Here is a 15,730-nt window from a genome sequence, read left to right as displayed (position 1 = left end):
CTGATTATAACGAATCAGGACAGATTTTTAAGAAGATCCTGCGCTTCTGTCTTCTGCTCATCGCTTCCTTCCAGCGAAACTTCCTCAAGAATGTCGCGGGCGCCGTCCACATCCCCCATTTCGATGTAAGCACGAGCCAGATCCAGTTTGGTCGCCGCTTCATCTGTACCTGCGAGGAAGTCAAAGTCGTCATCATCGCCCAGATCGGATTCGTCAAGATCTTCAACCGCTGTTTTGCGGGAATCCGCATCCAGTGAATCCGAAGCCACGGGTGGCTCGACATCCGTTTCTTCTGAAGTTTCAGAGGCATCGGCCGAAAATTCATCGGTTTCGCCGAGATCCGAAAGCTCCTCTGGTGTCTCGTCCTTGTTGTCCATCAGGGAATCCTCCAGATCAAGCTCCTCATCCAGCTCCGGAGCGGGCTCTTCAGTTTCCGGTGCATCGACTTCCGGTGTATCGGCATCGCCGGACTCCGAAAACTCTTCCATCAGCGCCAGGTCTTCGTCAGAAACATCCAGCTCAAGGTCATCCATGCCGGACTCTTCGCCTGCCAGGGGGTCATCGCCGGACTCGTCGGCAACCTTGTCGAGTTCCGCATCCAGCTCATCGAGGAAGGATTCATCGAGATCACCAAGCCCCTCGCCTTCCCGGGTATTGCCTTCAACCGGTTCCTCAAGCGATGGCGCCTCATTTGCCTTTTCGGCCGCGTCATCCGTGGTGAGATCGCTTTCAAGGCTGTCAAAATCTTCCAGAGACAATTCATCAGACAAATCGTCTGAAGCCTCAACGGATGCCGTGTCGGCGTCACCTTCCAGGGAGGAGTCCTCAAAGTCAAAGCTCAGGTCATCATCCTCTTCAACGCCCTCAACAGCGGGGACCTCATCATCCCTGGCTCCCTCAATGCCCGAGAGATCGTACTCGATCGTACCGTCGTCGGAGTCAGCCTCTGACTCAGACTTCTGCTCCACCTCCGGCTCTTCCGTCAACTCCAGGTCGGAGAAATCGGTATCAAATTGCTCAAGCTCGTCCGTGGACTGCTCAGGCTGACCGGACTCCCCCTGGTCGCCAAGGGTCTCATTCGTCAGATGGACGCCACTCTCGGACGATACTGTCTCCTCGCCAGACGTTTCTTCTTCCCGACCAAAGGAATCAGAACGTAACTGAGACTCCAGGTCATCAATACTGGGCATGGACTCCGCTTCGTCCAGCCTTTCCCGCAGCGTGCCGGCTTCCGCGATGGCGCTGTCATCTTCCAACGCCTCAATCTCACGGAACTGCTTATCAAACGATTCCCGATCCTGGGTGTCTGCGTACACGCCCAGCAGCTTCAGCCTGAGATCAGTGCGGCTGGGTTCCCTGGAAATCGCAGTTTCCAGGGATTGAGCCGCTTTATCCATCTGGCCGTAGGCGATATAGGTTTCCGCCTCAGCCATGGGATCACCCGCTGCCGTATCTGCAGGCTCATCGTCTTCAAGGCTCAGATCAAAGGTATCTGAGCCATCACCCTCTTCCCCATTCAATTGCTCATAGAACGCCTTTTCGCGATTTGCGTTACGACGCGCCAGAAGCAACAACAGCAATAAAAGCAGAATCAGGCCGCCGCCAAGGGCGATCTGATACAGGGGGTTATTGGTAATCGCATCTATGACATTGCCAGGGAAACTCTTGTCCGACTGTTGCGCCGGAGCAGCCGGCTGAGTGGCGGGCTCCTCGGTCGTATTTGGCTCTGTAACCGACGACTGAGTTCCGGGGGCGGGATCATCCGCCCCTTCTTCCGGACCAGGCCCATCCTGACCAGACAGTCCGGTATCGTTAGCTGCTGCCATGTCTTCTTCAGCGGGCTCGTCGCCCTTGGCTGCCGACAGATCACCATTGGCTTCAGCAACGTCGTCACCGGTTTCCAGTCCTTCAGGACCTCCTGCTTCAGCAGACTCACCGGTCGCATCCGCGGTATCGGTTGATTCCCCGGCGACGTCCTGATCTTCACTGACCGGTTGCTCTGACTCTCCCTGGCCAACGATCTCATCGTCGGCGGCCATGGGGTCTTCATCCATGGTCTTTTCTTCGCCAGGCTGGGCTGTCGCTGACGTCTCTTCATCACCGCCCATCTGCTGCATCTCAGCCAACTGGCTATCTTTCAACTCCAGCAGGCGTTGCAGAGTTTCGACCTGATCCTGAAGGTCTTCCACCCGGCTGTTCAGCTCCTCGGTTTCGCGGCGAGCACTTTCAAGCTCTTCCATCGCCACTGCAGAACCCGCATCGACGCCGCCAGCGGTCTGACCATCGCCACCTGCGGACCCGCCGTCTTCGCTATCACGGCTGCCTGAATCATCTGCCGCAATCAACCGCAGCTCATCACCACCAGCACCTGCGGTGTCCGGGGCAGCCTCGTCTGACGACCGGGATTCGGTGGCGTCCACCGTACGGGTCTGACTGGAAAGCGCCTCATTCTGCATCGAGACCTGGCGATTGGCCTCACCACGGCTACGACTACGAATCTGTTCCAGATCTGGAACCCTCAACACTTCACCGCGCTTGAGACGATTGATATTGCCATCAATAAACGCGTCTGAATTCAGATCCTGGATAGCCAGCATGACCTGTTGCGTAGAAACGCTGTCATTCGGCTTCACGCTTTGGGCAATTTTCCAGAGCGTGTCGGAAGAATTGGTTGGCCCAAGCGTACGGGGGCCAGCAGTGGTACGTGAAGATGAGGTACCGTCAGACAGGCGCTGCCCGGAAGGCTGCGAAGTTCCGGTGCTGACCTCAGGTGTCGTTGACTGACGGGTGGCCGGCGCAGACACCTGCTCCTGAATACCTGATTCTTCAGCGTAAACAGGTGGGTCTACCAGCAGTGAATATTCCCGCATCAGCCTGCCGCTTGGCCAGGTCACTTCCAGCAGGAAGTTCAGATATGGCTCGCGGAGCGGCTCTCTTGAGGATACGTTGACGATCAGATTACCGTCACTGCTGGTCGTAACCTCAAATTTGAGTTTGGTAAGGAAATAGTTCCGATCAATACCGACTCTCTGGTAATCGCCTTCAGAAGCGATATTGACGAATACATCGTCAGGATCGATTCCCTGGCTTTTACGCAGGTTGATGTCTGCTTCAAGAGGCTCATTGAGATAGGACTGCAGTTCAATTTCACCCAGCCCCAGGGCCTGTGCGACACCGGAACCGAGCCCTCCCGCCAGAGCCAGGGCAACCGCAAGCTTGCGTACCTTCATGCTTTTTCCTTACCAGTCTCCGTTATTCGTTACTGCTTTTTCAAACAGAATCGGACGAGGTTGGATGACTTCCGTCTGGTTTTCTATAGTTATTATGTAATCTTTTTAATTTTCAGTGGGCCAAGTATTGTTGATAAAGCCCGTTTTATCAATCAATCAGCTGCAGTCGTTGTACCATTTTTTTACAAAAAGCGCGGAACTTACTGTTACCGAACGGATGATCGGCTTGATCAGTACGGGAAGCAGTAGCCCTACCCAGGCACGAACACCTACAAACTCGCTTCTGAAAAATAACAGGGGCGAAGGCTGATTGCAGCCTCCGCCCCCTGACCGGCTCTCTGAAACCGGACACAGTTGGCATTTAATACCAACTGTTACACAGCCATTAACGCTCCTGGAGAATCCGGAGCATCCTGCGCAGCGGTTCGGCAGCCCCCCACAACAGCTGATCCCCCACGGTGAACGCGGAAATATATTCCGGCCCCATGGTCAGCTTGCGGATTCGGCCGATCGGTACGCTCAGGGTTCCAGTAACCTTGGCCGGGGTCAGCTCTTCAATGGTCGCATCACGATCATTGGGGATCACCTTCACCCAGTCATTGGCCTTCGCCAGAATAGACTCAATCTCGGAAACCGGAAGGTCCTTCTTGAGCTTGATGGTCAGCGCCTGACTGTGAGAACGCATCGCGCCAATCCGGACACAGATACCATCAATGGGAATCGGGTTGTCAGAGCGACCCAGGATTTTGTTGGTCTCAACGCCGGCTTTCCACTCTTCCTTGCTCATGCCGTTATCAAGCTGCTTGTCGATAAACGGAATCAGGCTGCCGGCCAGGGGCACCTGGAAGTGCTCGGTCGGAAAGCCATCGGAACGCATGGTTTCGGTGACCTTGCGGTCAATGTCCAGAATCGCTGACGAAGGGCTGTCCAGCTCGCTCTTGACGCTGCCGTTCAACTCACCCATCTGGTTGAGCAGTTCGCGCATGTTCTGGGCACCGGAACCGGAAGCCGCCTGGTAGGTCATTGGAGACACCCACTCGATCAGATCCTGCTCCAGCAGGCCACCCAGGGCCAGCATCATCAGGCTGACGGTGCAGTTACCACCGATGTAATCCTTGACGCCCTTGTCCAGCGCTTCGTCGATAACGTTGCGGTTGACGGGATCCAGAACAATCACGGAATGATCCACCATCCGCAGTGTGGATGCCGCATCGATCCAGTAGCCTGCCCAGCCTGCATCACGCAGTTTCTGGTAAACCTCGCCGGTGTAATCGCCCCCCTGACAGGTAACGATGACATCCATGGTTTTCAGGATATCGACATCAAACGCGTCCTGCAGGGGAGGAACGCCTTCCTTACCTACGTCCGGTGCCGGTTTGCCGGCCTGGGATGTGGTAAAGAATACCGGTTCGATATCCGCGAAATCGTTTTCTTCACGCATGCGTTGCATGAGGACAGAGCCCACCATGCCACGCCAGCCAATAAGTCCAACTCGCTTCATGTGCGACCTTTGAACCTCGTTTTATGCCCGCCCTCTGCCTTTATCGCTGGCAGGGACAGGATGGATGATCCCGCGGTAACTGCGTCCCGTTACCGTCGGGTCTCAAATACATTAACCCGGGCCGCGGCTTACAACGCCGCCAGAACCGCCTCACCCATTTCACGGGTGGACACCTTTTTCGCCCCTTCGGACATGATGTCCGCGGTACGAAGCCCCTGGTCCAGTACCTTGCTGACTGCCGCCTCAATGGACTCGGCGGCTTTTTCCTCGTTCAGGCTGTACCGCAACATCATGGCGGCACTGAGGATGGTTGCCAGCGGATTGGCCACGCCCTGACCGGCGATATCCGGCGCCGAACCGTGGCAAGGCTCGTACATGCCCTGCTTTTCCGAGTTCAGCGAAGCCGATGGTAACATGCCAATCGAACCGGTGAGCATAGCCGCTTCGTCCGAAAGAATATCACCAAACATGTTGCCAGTCACAATCACATCGAATTGTTTGGGGGCACGAACCAGCTGCATCGCCGCGTTATCAACGTACATGTGGGACAGTTCAACGTCCGGGTACTCCCGGCGCAGGTCTTCCATGATTTCCCGCCACAGGACCGTCACTTCCAGCACGTTGGCCTTGTCGACGGAACACAGTTTCTTGCCGCGCTGCTGTGCGGCCTCAAAAGCCACCCGCCCGATACGACGAATTTCCGATTCGGTGTAGGCGTAGGTGTTGTAACCCTGGCGCTCACCGCTTTCCAGTTCGCGCACACCGCGGGGCTGGCCAAAATAGATACCGCCGGTCAGTTCCCGCACGATCATGATGTCCAGACCGGAAACCACTTCCGGCTTCAGGGAAGATGCAGAAGCAAGCTGCGGGTATAGAATCGCCGGGCGGAGGTTGGCAAACAGCTCCAGACTGGAGCGCAGCCCCAGCAACCCCTTTTCCGGGCGTTTCGCCATCGGCATGCTGTCCCATTTCGGACCACCTACAGCGCCCAGAACAATCGCATCCGCCTTTCGGGCTTTATCCAGGGTGTCTTCCGGCAGCGGGCTGTCCGTTTCGTCGATAGCCGCACCGCCGACCAGCCCGGACTCAAAGGTCAGACCGAGGCCGAACTTTTCGTTGATTTTATGAAGCACTTTCTCGGCTTCAGCGACGATTTCCGGGCCGATGCCGTCACCCGGCAGCATTAGTACAGTTCTGGACATAGCTTTTCCTTGCAAGATTGCTGGTTTGTCGGATTACGCCGTTGGCTAATCCGACCTACTCTTGGGTTCTTGTAGGTCGGATTAGCGAAAGCGTAATCCGACACTGAGGCGATCAATTGCCGGCGTTAAATAACCACGGAGCCGTTTTCCGGCGGCTTTCTTCGTACGATTTAATCAGCTCTGCATCTTCCAGCGTGACGCCAATGTCGTCCAGCCCGTTTAGCAGGCAATGCCGCCGAAAATCATCAACATCGAAACTGAAGGACTCTCCGGACGGAGTCGTCACGGTTTTAGCCTCAAGGTCCACCGCCAATTGATAGCCTTCCTGAGCCTCGGCCTCCTGAAAAATTTGGTCAACCACTTTTTCTTCCAAAACAATGGGTAACAGGCCATTCTTAAAGCAGTTATTGTAAAAAATATCCGCAAAGCTGGGCGCAATAATCACCCGAAAACCGTAATCATCCAGCGCCCAGGGGGCGTGTTCACGACTGGAACCGCAACCGAAGTTGGCCCGGGCCAGAAGTACGCTGGCGTTCTTGTAACGATCCTGATTCAACACAAAGTCCGGATTGATCGGACGCTGGGAACAATCCTGGTCCGGTTTGCCTTCATCCAGATAGCGCAGTTCGTCGAACAGGTTCGGGCCAAACCCCGTGCGCTTGATGGATTTCAGAAACTGCTTGGGAATAATCATGTCCGTGTCCACATTGGAACGGTCCATGGGGGCGACAATGCCCTGGTGTTGCGTAAATGCGCGCATGGTTCTCTCCTGTGGATCAGTGCATCAATTCGCGGACATCAACGAAGTGGCCGGTAACAGCGGCTGCCGCGGCCATGGCCGGGCTCACCAGGTGGGTGCGACCACCGAAGCCCTGACGCCCCTCAAAGTTCCGATTCGAGGTAGAGGCACAATGCTCGCCCTGCCCCAGTTTGTCAGCATTCATGGCCAGACACATGGAGCAGCCCGGGTCACGCCATTCCAGACCGGCTTCGATGAAGATCTTGTCCAGCCCTTCCTGCTCCGCCTGAGCCTTCACCAGCCCGGATCCAGGCACGACCATCGCTTGCTTGAGTGTCGGAGATACTTTGCGCCCTTTCACTACCGCTGCGGCTTCGCGGAGATCCTCGATACGACTGTTGGTGCATGAGCCAATAAACACACGATCCAGCTTAATATCGGTAATGGGCATGTTCGGCTGAAGCCCCATGTATTTGAGCGCACGGACGATACCCTCGCGCTTGATGGGATCCGCTTCTTTCTCCGGGTCGGGCACATTGCCGTCCACACCGGCCACCATTTCCGGCGAAGTCCCCCAACTGACCTGCGGCTTGATAGCGGAACCATCAAGCTCCACGACTTTGTCAAACTCTGCGTCACCATCGCTGTGCAAGGTACGCCAGTAGTCAACGGCTGCCTCCCATTGATCTCCTTTGGGCGAGAACGGGCGGTCCTTGACGTAATTGATGGTGGTATCATCCACGCCTACCATGCCAACACGGGCACCGGCCTCAATGGCCATGTTGCAGATGGTCATGCGGGCTTCCATGCTCAACCCCTGGATGGCTTTTCCGCCGAACTCGATGGCGTAGCCGGTTCCACCTGCGGTACCAATCTTTCCAATGATGGCCAGTACGACGTCTTTGCCGGTGACTCCGGGTCCAAGTTTGCCGTTCACCCTGACCAGCATGTTTTTCATCTTCTGCTGGACCAGGCACTGGGTGGCCAACACATGCTCCACTTCCGAGGTGCCGATGCCGTGGGCGAGACAGCCGAAGGCCCCATGTGTGGAGGTGTGGGAGTCGCCACAGACGATGGACATGCCCGGCAGGGTGGCCCCCTGCTCCGGGCCAATCACATGGACGATGCCCTGGCGCTGATCCTTGATCTTGAACTCGAGGATGCCGAATTCATCGCAGTTCTTGTCGAGGGTTTCGACCTGGATACGGGATACCGGGTCCACAATGCCTTCAACACCACGGTCACGGTCGGTGGTGGGCACGTTGTGATCCGGCGTGGCGATGTTGGCGTCAATCCGCCACGGCTTGCGGCCCGCCAGGCGCAGTCCTTCGAAGGCCTGGGGCGACGTCACTTCATGAAGCAACTGCCGGTCGATATAAATCAATGCGGAGCCGTCGTCCCGCTGCTTGACGAGATGGTCGTCCCACAATTTGTCGTATAAGGTCTTGCCCGCCATGGTTCTCTCTCTCTTTGGGGGTTTCTGATTATGACTCTCTATAAGGCTATCTTACCGCTCCGCACTGGATAACCTCAATTCATGTTTTTTATTCTTTGCATTCCTTCTTGGCATATCCTATTTTTGCGTAAACGCGGCTCCGAGTGCCACCAATCTAGGCGATACAAGGGTTCCCAAATGGACTCCAATTCTTTAAGGGCGTTTATAACAATCGTTGATCAGGGCTCATTTTCTGAAGCCGCTGAAATCCTCCATCTGACCCAGCCTGCTATTTCCAAACGTTTGGCGGCACTCGAAAACCAACTCGGCCCTTCGCTGATTGATCGCAGCCACCGCCAGATCAGGCTTACGGACGCCGGCGCCCGGCTGCTCCCCCATGCCCGCAAGATCCTCGATGAGATTCATAACGCCCGGGTGGCGCTATCTCCGGATTCCGGACAGGTGGAAGGCGAGCTGCAGATCATCGCCAGCCACCATATCGGGCTTCACCACCTGCCTAACTGGCTGCGCCGGTTCAGCCGGGAGTTCCCGAATGTGTCGCTGAACCTGCAGTTTATGGAATCGGATGCGGCTTTTGAACAGATGCGCAAGCGCAACGCGGAGCTGGCGTTTGTCACCCTGAGCGACAGCATGGAAGGGAATTTCATGGTGTACGATCAGTGGCCCGACCCCATGGCTTTTGTGTCTGGGCCGGAACACCCGCTGGCAGGGCTTGAATCGCCCGGGCTGGAGGATCTCGCGGGGCATCCGGCGTTGCTGCCGGACACTACGACGGCGACCTATCGGGTGGTCAGCCGCCTGTTTCTGGAGGCCAACCTGCCCCTGCACCCACAAATGCCGACCAATTATCTTGAGACCATCAAGATGATGACCAGTGTCGGGCTGGGCTGGAGCGTGCTGCCAGTGAGCATGATGGATAACAGCGTTCGCCGTCTGGATATTGGGTTTCCGGTCACGCGGGTGCTCGGCGCCGTTGGTCTTTCCGGCCGTCAGCTCAGCAGTGCCGCGAGGGCTTTGATTGAAGTGGTTAAAGCCGAGGAAGACGGAGGCAGGCCGGACTAATTCGGCGCCAGGCTGCTTTCATCTTTCGGCGGGGCTCTGAGCCCTCGCCAGGTGATGACGATCGCCACCATCATTGCGATTGCCCCACCCCAGAACGCCGCTGATGTGCTGATACCATCCACCAGAAAACCCGACAACCACGCCCCCGCCGCGCCGCCGGCGCCAAACGTCAACCCGCTGTAGAGCGCCTGGCCCTGGCCATGGTGGTGCTGGCCAAAAAAGCCCTGGATGTATTGCACTGAAATGGCATGCAGGGCGCCATAAGAAGCCGCGTGCAGGAGCTGGGCAAACAGCAGCACAGCGACCACATCCGTTAACTCGGCAATTAACACCCAGCGGATCATGGTCAGCGTCAGTGCGCCGATGGCAATCTGGCGAACCGAAAAGTTCCGGGATAGCCGATGCATTACCAGAAACAGTCCGATCTCCGCCACCACCCCCAGGGACCACAACAGGCCAATGGACAACTTGCCATAGCCGTGTTGTTCCAGATGGATACTGAAGAAGGTGTAGTAAGCCCCATGAGATACCTGGAGCAGAAAATTCATCAGGAAAAATGACACCACCGCCGGATGGGTGACAATGGCCTTCAGGCTACCCTTAGGGGCTGGTGGCTTTCGCTCACCTCGCTCAGACGGCACCAGAAAGGCCGACACCGCTATCCCCGCAAACACCGGCAAAAGCAGCCATGGCAGCTTCTGGATAGGCACCCATTCCAGAATCCCGCCCACGAGCGCCACGGCGCCGATAAACCCGACAGACCCCCACAGCCTGACCCTGCCGTATTTGTCCTTTTGCTTCCCCAGAGCTCTGAGCGTGATCACCTCGTAGAGCGGCAGGATGGCATTCCAGAAAAAGGTAAACGCCAGCATGACAAGCAGCAGTCCGTAGAACCCGGGTTCCAGGAAAACACCGGCAAAAAACAGGGACCCGGTAATGGCGCCAAACCGGACCAACCGCACTCGCTGCCCCGACCGGTCTCCCAACCAGCCCCACACGCTGGGCGCGATGATCTTGGTGAGCTGGATGGTCGCCATCAGCGTGGCGATCTGGAGATAGGAAAAGCCCTGCCCCTCAAGGTAAAGGGACCAATAGGGAAGAAGCCCTCCCAAGAGGGCAAAGAACCAGAAATAGAGGTTTGAGAGCCGCCAGTAGATAACAAAACCTCTTTCGAGATATCAGAAATGCCTGGTGGCTTTGGCGGGAAACATGGTTCAAAAGCGTGGAGCGCCACGGATGGCGCGACCGAGCCCTACAGGGACGTATTCACGGGCGCTTTTTGAACCATGTTTCCCGCCGAAGCCGCTTCACCAATTGAGACCGCCTGCTGATTGTCGGATTACGCCTTTGGCTAATCCGACCTACGGAGTATGTGGGTTGGCGTCAGAGTTGGCCGAGAACCGGTGTAGAGACCTCCACATCGCCATTCTGTCCGCGATGGCGTAAGTAGTGGTCCATCAGCACGATGGCCATCATTGCCTCGGCGATCGGCGTTGCCCGGATACCCACGCAGGGATCATGGCGACCGGTGGTAATAACCTCCACGGGATTGCCGTCAACATCAATACTCTGCCCCGGTAACCGCAGGCTGGATGTCGGTTTCAGGGCAATACTGGCCAGGATCGGCTGACCGGAAGAAATTCCCCCAAGCACGCCGCCGGCGTTGTTGGACAGAAAGCCTTCAGGTGTCATTTCATCGCGGTGCTCGGTGCCTTTCTGCTCAATACAGCCAAAGCCGGCGCCAACTTCCACCCCTTTCACCGCGTTGATACTCATCAGCGCATGGGCCAGGTCTGCGTCCAGACGGTCAAAAATCGGCTCGCCCAGTCCCGGCGGCACCCCGTCAGCCACCACGTTGATCCTGGCGCCAATGGAATCCCCCTCTTTTCGCAGGGCGTCCATGTAGGCTTCCATCTCCGCTACTTTGTCGACGTCGGGACAGAAGAAGGGATTCTGGTGTACCTGATCCCAATCAAATTTTTCCGCCTTGATCGGGCCGAGCTGCGACAGGTAGCCCCGGATGCGGATGCCCAGGCGCTGCTCAAGAAACTTCCTTGCCACCGCGCCTGCCGCAACCCTCATGGCAGTCTCCCGGGCAGAAGAGCGACCACCGCCCCGGTAATCGCGAATGCCATACTTATGGGCGTAGGTGTAGTCCGCATGGGCCGGACGGAACTGCCCGGAAATCTTGGAGTAATCCTTGGATCGCTGATCGGTGTTTTCAATCACCAGTCCAATTGGAGTGCCGGTGGTCTTTCCCTCGAACACCCCGGACAGGATTCTCACCTCATCCGCTTCACGACGCTGTGTGGTATGTCGGGAAGTTCCCGGCTTGCGGCGATCCAGGTCCCGCTGCATGTCCTCTTCGGACAACGACAGTCCCGGAGGGCAACCATCAATAATGCATCCCAGTGCAGCGCCGTGACTCTCACCAAAGGTGGTAACTGTGAACAACTTTCCGAAGGAGTTTCCCGACATGATTCAGTATCTTATCCAGGTTTTATAAAAAAGTTCTCAGGATTTTTTCTGCCACTGGCGAAGGTCTTCTGCAGTCACCAGGAAGACGCCGTCACCACCATTTTCAAAATCCAGCCAGGTCAGCGGCATATCCGGATAGGCCTGCTCAAGGGCCACCCAACTATTGCCGACTTCGACAATAAGCAGCCCGCCCGGGTTCAAATGATCCGCCGCGCCAGCGATGATCCTGTGAGCAATGTGCAGACCGTCATCCCCGGCAGCCAGTCCGAGTTCCGGTTCATGGCGAAACTCATCCGGCATGCCGGCCAAATCCTCGGCGTCAACATAGGGCGGATTACTCAGGATAACGTCATAACGCCCTTCAATGCCGTCGAACACATCCGATTGAACCGTGTGTACCCGGTCGCCCAACTCGTGAAGCTCGATGTTGGATCTGGCCACGTCCAGGGCATCCGGCGAAACATCCGAAAGATCGACTTCCGCGTCTTCAAATATCGTGGCGGCTCCGATGCCAATGCAGCCACTGCCCGTGCAAAGGTCGAGAATACGCCCAACGGGGCGATCACCAAGCCAAGGTTGAAGGCCGCGTTCAATCAGTTCACCAATGGGAGAACGCGGAACCAGCACGCGCTCATCCACATTGAACGGCATGCCCATAAACCAGGCCTCACCCAGCAGATAAGCCAGCGGCACACGCTCTTCGATGCGCCTGCGCGTACGGCTGATAATAAGCTCCCGTTCTTCCCGGATGAGACGGGCATCCAGGAACAGCGTGTTGTTCTCCAGGGGCAGATTCAGGCTGCGCATCACCAGTTGCACGGCCTCATCCCACACGTTGTCCGTGCCATGGCCAAAATACAACTCCGAGGCGGAGAATCGGGAAGAAACGTACCGCAGGAAGTCCCTCACGGTATGCAGGTCATCGATGGGGCTGGTCACGGCATTCGGATTCCTGTGTGGGTGCGTATCTGGCCGGCATTATACGCTGTTTGCCCGCGCTACTGCAGCCCCAACCATCAACCCCGCTCAGACCGCGAGCGGGCCGGAGCTGGTGCGACTCTCCTCGTACCGGTCCAATGCCGCTGCCATGCGCTCCCGACCCAGCTGAATAAGCTCCGGCGCCTTGTGGTAATCGTAGCTGCGGGAGGCATTCTTCGGCACATTCACCAGCAAGTCCGGCGGATAACCGGCAATCTTGTACTGAACCAGGGCGCTCTGCATGGTTTCGATGGTCAGGTTCATAACGTCAAACTTGCCAATACCCAGCTTGTCCCAGTCGATGGTTTCATGGGTCAGTTCCGGATCATCCTGTATCTTTTCTGCCTGCTTTTTCTCTACGGCCTTGCTGATCTTGTCCACCGGCGAGTCACCGGTGGAGCCCGCCCCCTTGCGACTGGTGAAGGTTTTGATGGCGTCCCAGTCAAACCAGCGCGACGCTTTATCCCGGATAACGTTCACCCACTCTTCAGTATCACTGTCATCGCTTTCACCCGTGTCATTGAAGGCTGCATCGGGAATTCGGCGGCGGCGGTCATCCTCGCCGCTGAGGTTTACCGCCACAATCATATCGGCGTGGGAAGAAATGGTGGGAATGATGGGTAGCGGGTTCAACAATGCGCCGTCCACCAGAACCCGGCCATTCAGAACCAGCGGCGTCACGACACTGGGAATGGCAACGGAAGCACGAATCGCCTGATCAAGGGGCCCTTCCTGAAACCAGATTTCCTTGTGTGACAGTAAGTCCGTGGCAACGGCGGTATAGGCGATGGGCAGATCCTCAATGCGGGTGTCTCCTAACATGTCACGCACTACTGAGAATATCTTCTCACCACGAATGGCACCCACCGCATTGAAGGTCACATCCAGTAACCTGAGCACATCAAACTGGCCGAGCCCGGTCACCCAGTCCTTGTAATCCTTCATTTTGCCGGCCGCATACATTCCGCCCACCAGGGCGCCCATGGAACACCCGGATATGGCAATTATCTCATAGCCCCGCTCTTCCAGAACCTCGATCGCGCCAATATGGGCGTAGCCCCTGGCGCCACCGCTACCAAGAGTCAGCGCAACGGTTTTGCCCTTGCCCGGTTTCAACGGTTTCTTTTCGGATGACGCAGGCGATTTCGCGGCAGAGATACCGGTCCCCTCGACAACAGCAGACGCACCGTCCGCCGGATTCTCGCCCTGATCGGCATGCTTGTTTGTCGGTTTACTCACCCGGATCACCTCGTAATCACAACAATTTCGACACGATCACCCTGTCGCTCGGGAGACGGAAAAACAACGGACGGCCCGACGGTTATCAGTGTCTGTCGACTCTTTGATACCCCGCTTTTTTCGAGGACCTGTGACAGGGACTCCATGGCATTTTGTGCCCGCTCCATGGCTGCCTCCAAGGGCTCATCTTCCCCGAGTGACGCAAAACCGGTGAGTACCACCTGAGCGCCCTCTTCCTCTACCCAGTTATTCAGCATTCGACGATCCGTTGCACTCCATTCAAAGCGATGGGTGATGCCCCCCTGCCACGGTATGATGATTGGACCGCGGACCCGGGCATTGGCGGAATCAAGACCGGGAATTGCCGCGCCCTCACTGGCCTCCAGATGCTCGATCCAGACATATTCACGTTGGGTACCGCGAGTAACAGTGTAGACCAGGGTCAGCCAGGTCTTGCCGGATTCTCCCGTCACCGCGGCAACCAGGTAGTCCTGATCGGCATCACGCCCGTACAGCGTGGACTGATCAAAAATCTGGTTCGCCCAGACATTACTGCGACCACAACTGCGACCACTGCATTCGAACAGCACCTGGGCACCGCGTGACTGCAGAAGGGTCTGGTAATGCTCCCGAGCTTCGCCACGACTGGCATCCCGGTTAATCTGGTAAAGCCGGCCGACGCCCTTGACCGGAATCCGCGCCATGCGATCAGAGCGAATCGCGTTGTTGACCTCCCTGACCGGACTGAACAGAACCAGATGACCGGATGACACAACCGGAACTTCCTCTTCCAGTGAAGACTGGGGGAATGCATCCGGGAAACCGGACAGGTCATCCTCATCAGCCTGCGCAACGGGGGCGACGCCGGCCAACACAAGCAAACCGGCAATGAGATAGTTCAGTAGCGCTTTAACCGTCATGGTTGATAAAGGTCCTGATTGCATGGCTTACGGGGGTTACGTCCCCGTCAAAATGACAATGATGGCCGCCCGGCACGGTTACGGTTTCCATACGGGAAATGGCTTTCAGCCGAGGCTCCCAGCCTTTTCGGTGGGACAACAGGCCATCTTCGGCGCGAATGAAAAGCGTGCGGGTAGTGACCTTGTGCAGACAAGCAAGAACCTGCGATTCTTCCAGCATCATGATTGAAGGATGCCGGAGTCGGGGATCGGTGCGCCAGACATGCCCTTCCCCAACGTCTCTCATGTTGCGGGGGATCAGCGTCATCGCGGCCTCGGGGGACAATGGGCTCAGGCCACCTTCCCTTGCCTTGGCCGCAGTCTCTATATCTGGGTAGACCACTGACTTACCCGAGCCGGTCATGCGTTTTTTGATGGCTTTACGCAACTGCGGGATGGTGTCTTCCGGTGGCCGGCTGATCGGGCCAATGCTGTCAATCATCACCAGGCTGCGGACATGTTCCGGAAACGCCGCGGCGTAGAGCACACAGACGATGCCGCCGAGGGAATGCCCCACCAGATCCACCTGGTGGTCAGGACAATCACCGAAATGGCGCTCAACCAGTTCCGCCAGGTCGGATACGTAATCCATCAGCAGGTAACTCTGACCGTCCGGGCGATGGCCGGAATGACCGTGACCCGCCATATCCACTGCGTACACGTCACGTTCTGCACACAGCTCCGGCGCCAGGTGAGCAAACGTCAGGCTATTATCCAGCCAGCCATGGAGCATCAGAATCGGACAGGAGTCGCTTTGGCCATCGGCGGCGGGCCAATGCAGCCCGGCCAGTTCGATATTTCGCAGGGGCCAGTTTATCTCTTCACAGGATGCATCAACGGCCACATTTGGGGATAACGCAATATCATTCATTAAAGGGTTTGTTCG

At 56.9% G+C, this 15,730-nt stretch carries 12 protein-coding genes; 1 reads left to right on the top strand and 11 read right to left on the bottom strand.

Features of this window, described 5'->3' with window-relative positions; genetic code table 11:
* Positions 1-14: 14 nt before the first annotated feature.
* The 5 genes from ACQUWM_RS02950 to leuC all read right to left on the bottom strand — a co-directional run bounded on the left by ACQUWM_RS02950 (position 15) and on the right by leuC (position 8,128).
* Positions 15-3,230, bottom strand: a complete 3,216-nt coding sequence (locus ACQUWM_RS02950; RefSeq protein ID WP_428921133.1) for a FimV/HubP family polar landmark protein — start codon at positions 3,228-3,230, stop codon at positions 15-17.
* A gap of 385 nt (positions 3,231-3,615) precedes the next feature.
* The gene (asd, locus tag ACQUWM_RS02945; protein ID WP_407000445.1) at positions 3,616-4,731 is read right to left on the bottom strand and encodes an aspartate-semialdehyde dehydrogenase; all 1,116 of its coding nucleotides are present in this window, start codon (positions 4,729-4,731) and stop codon (positions 3,616-3,618) included.
* Positions 4,732-4,859: 128 nt separating this feature from the next.
* Positions 4,860-5,933, bottom strand: coding sequence for a 3-isopropylmalate dehydrogenase (gene leuB / locus ACQUWM_RS02940; RefSeq protein ID WP_428921132.1), 1,074 nt, complete (start codon positions 5,931-5,933; stop codon positions 4,860-4,862).
* Positions 5,934-6,045: 112 nt separating this feature from the next.
* Positions 6,046-6,693 (bottom strand): 3-isopropylmalate dehydratase small subunit, encoded by a 648-nt coding sequence (gene leuD, locus ACQUWM_RS02935; protein WP_428921131.1) that lies wholly within the window; start codon positions 6,691-6,693, stop codon positions 6,046-6,048.
* A 16-nt stretch (positions 6,694-6,709) separates the two neighbouring features.
* Positions 6,710-8,128: a 3-isopropylmalate dehydratase large subunit gene (gene leuC, locus ACQUWM_RS02930; RefSeq protein WP_428921130.1), complete on the bottom strand. Its 1,419-nt coding sequence runs from the start codon at positions 8,126-8,128 to the stop codon at positions 6,710-6,712.
* Between the two features lie 177 nt (positions 8,129-8,305).
* Here leuC and ACQUWM_RS02925 point away from each other — a divergent pair, with 177 nt between their 5' ends.
* Entirely contained in the window at positions 8,306-9,190 is an 885-nt protein-coding gene (locus ACQUWM_RS02925; RefSeq protein WP_428921129.1) for a LysR family transcriptional regulator, read from the top strand.
* Here the strand turns inward: ACQUWM_RS02925 and ACQUWM_RS02920 are convergent.
* From ACQUWM_RS02920 to ACQUWM_RS02895, 6 genes are all read right to left on the bottom strand, one after another.
* Entirely contained in the window at positions 9,187-10,347 is a 1,161-nt protein-coding gene (locus ACQUWM_RS02920) for an MFS transporter (protein WP_428921422.1), read from the bottom strand. The two genes, ACQUWM_RS02925 and ACQUWM_RS02920, sit on opposite strands and share 4 nt — an antisense overlap.
* 226 nt (positions 10,348-10,573) lie before the next feature.
* A complete protein-coding gene (gene aroC / locus ACQUWM_RS02915; protein ID WP_428921128.1) occupies positions 10,574-11,668 on the bottom strand; it encodes a chorismate synthase in 1,095 nt (364 codons plus the stop codon).
* 36 nt (positions 11,669-11,704) lie between these two features.
* Positions 11,705-12,607, bottom strand: coding sequence for a 50S ribosomal protein L3 N(5)-glutamine methyltransferase (gene prmB, locus ACQUWM_RS02910; protein WP_428921127.1), 903 nt, complete (start codon positions 12,605-12,607; stop codon positions 11,705-11,707).
* Positions 12,608-12,694: 87 nt separating this feature from the next.
* Complete coding sequence (locus ACQUWM_RS02905) at positions 12,695-13,885, bottom strand: patatin-like phospholipase family protein (RefSeq protein WP_428921126.1); 1,191 nt, start codon at positions 13,883-13,885, stop codon at positions 12,695-12,697.
* A gap of 5 nt (positions 13,886-13,890) precedes the next feature.
* Positions 13,891-14,805, bottom strand: a complete 915-nt coding sequence (locus ACQUWM_RS02900; protein ID WP_428921125.1) for a DUF4892 domain-containing protein — start codon at positions 14,803-14,805, stop codon at positions 13,891-13,893.
* Complete coding sequence (locus ACQUWM_RS02895) at positions 14,795-15,715, bottom strand: alpha/beta fold hydrolase (protein WP_428921124.1); 921 nt, start codon at positions 15,713-15,715, stop codon at positions 14,795-14,797. Before ACQUWM_RS02895 ends, ACQUWM_RS02900 begins: the two co-directional genes overlap by 11 nt.
* Positions 15,716-15,730 lie beyond the last annotated feature (15 nt).

The organism is Marinobacter sp. DUT-3, assembly GCF_050379435.1.
Classification (GTDB): domain Bacteria; phylum Pseudomonadota; class Gammaproteobacteria; order Pseudomonadales; family Oleiphilaceae; genus Marinobacter.
Note: the sequence above shows the minus strand (reverse complement) of the source record. Positions and strands in the feature narration are given on the sequence as shown.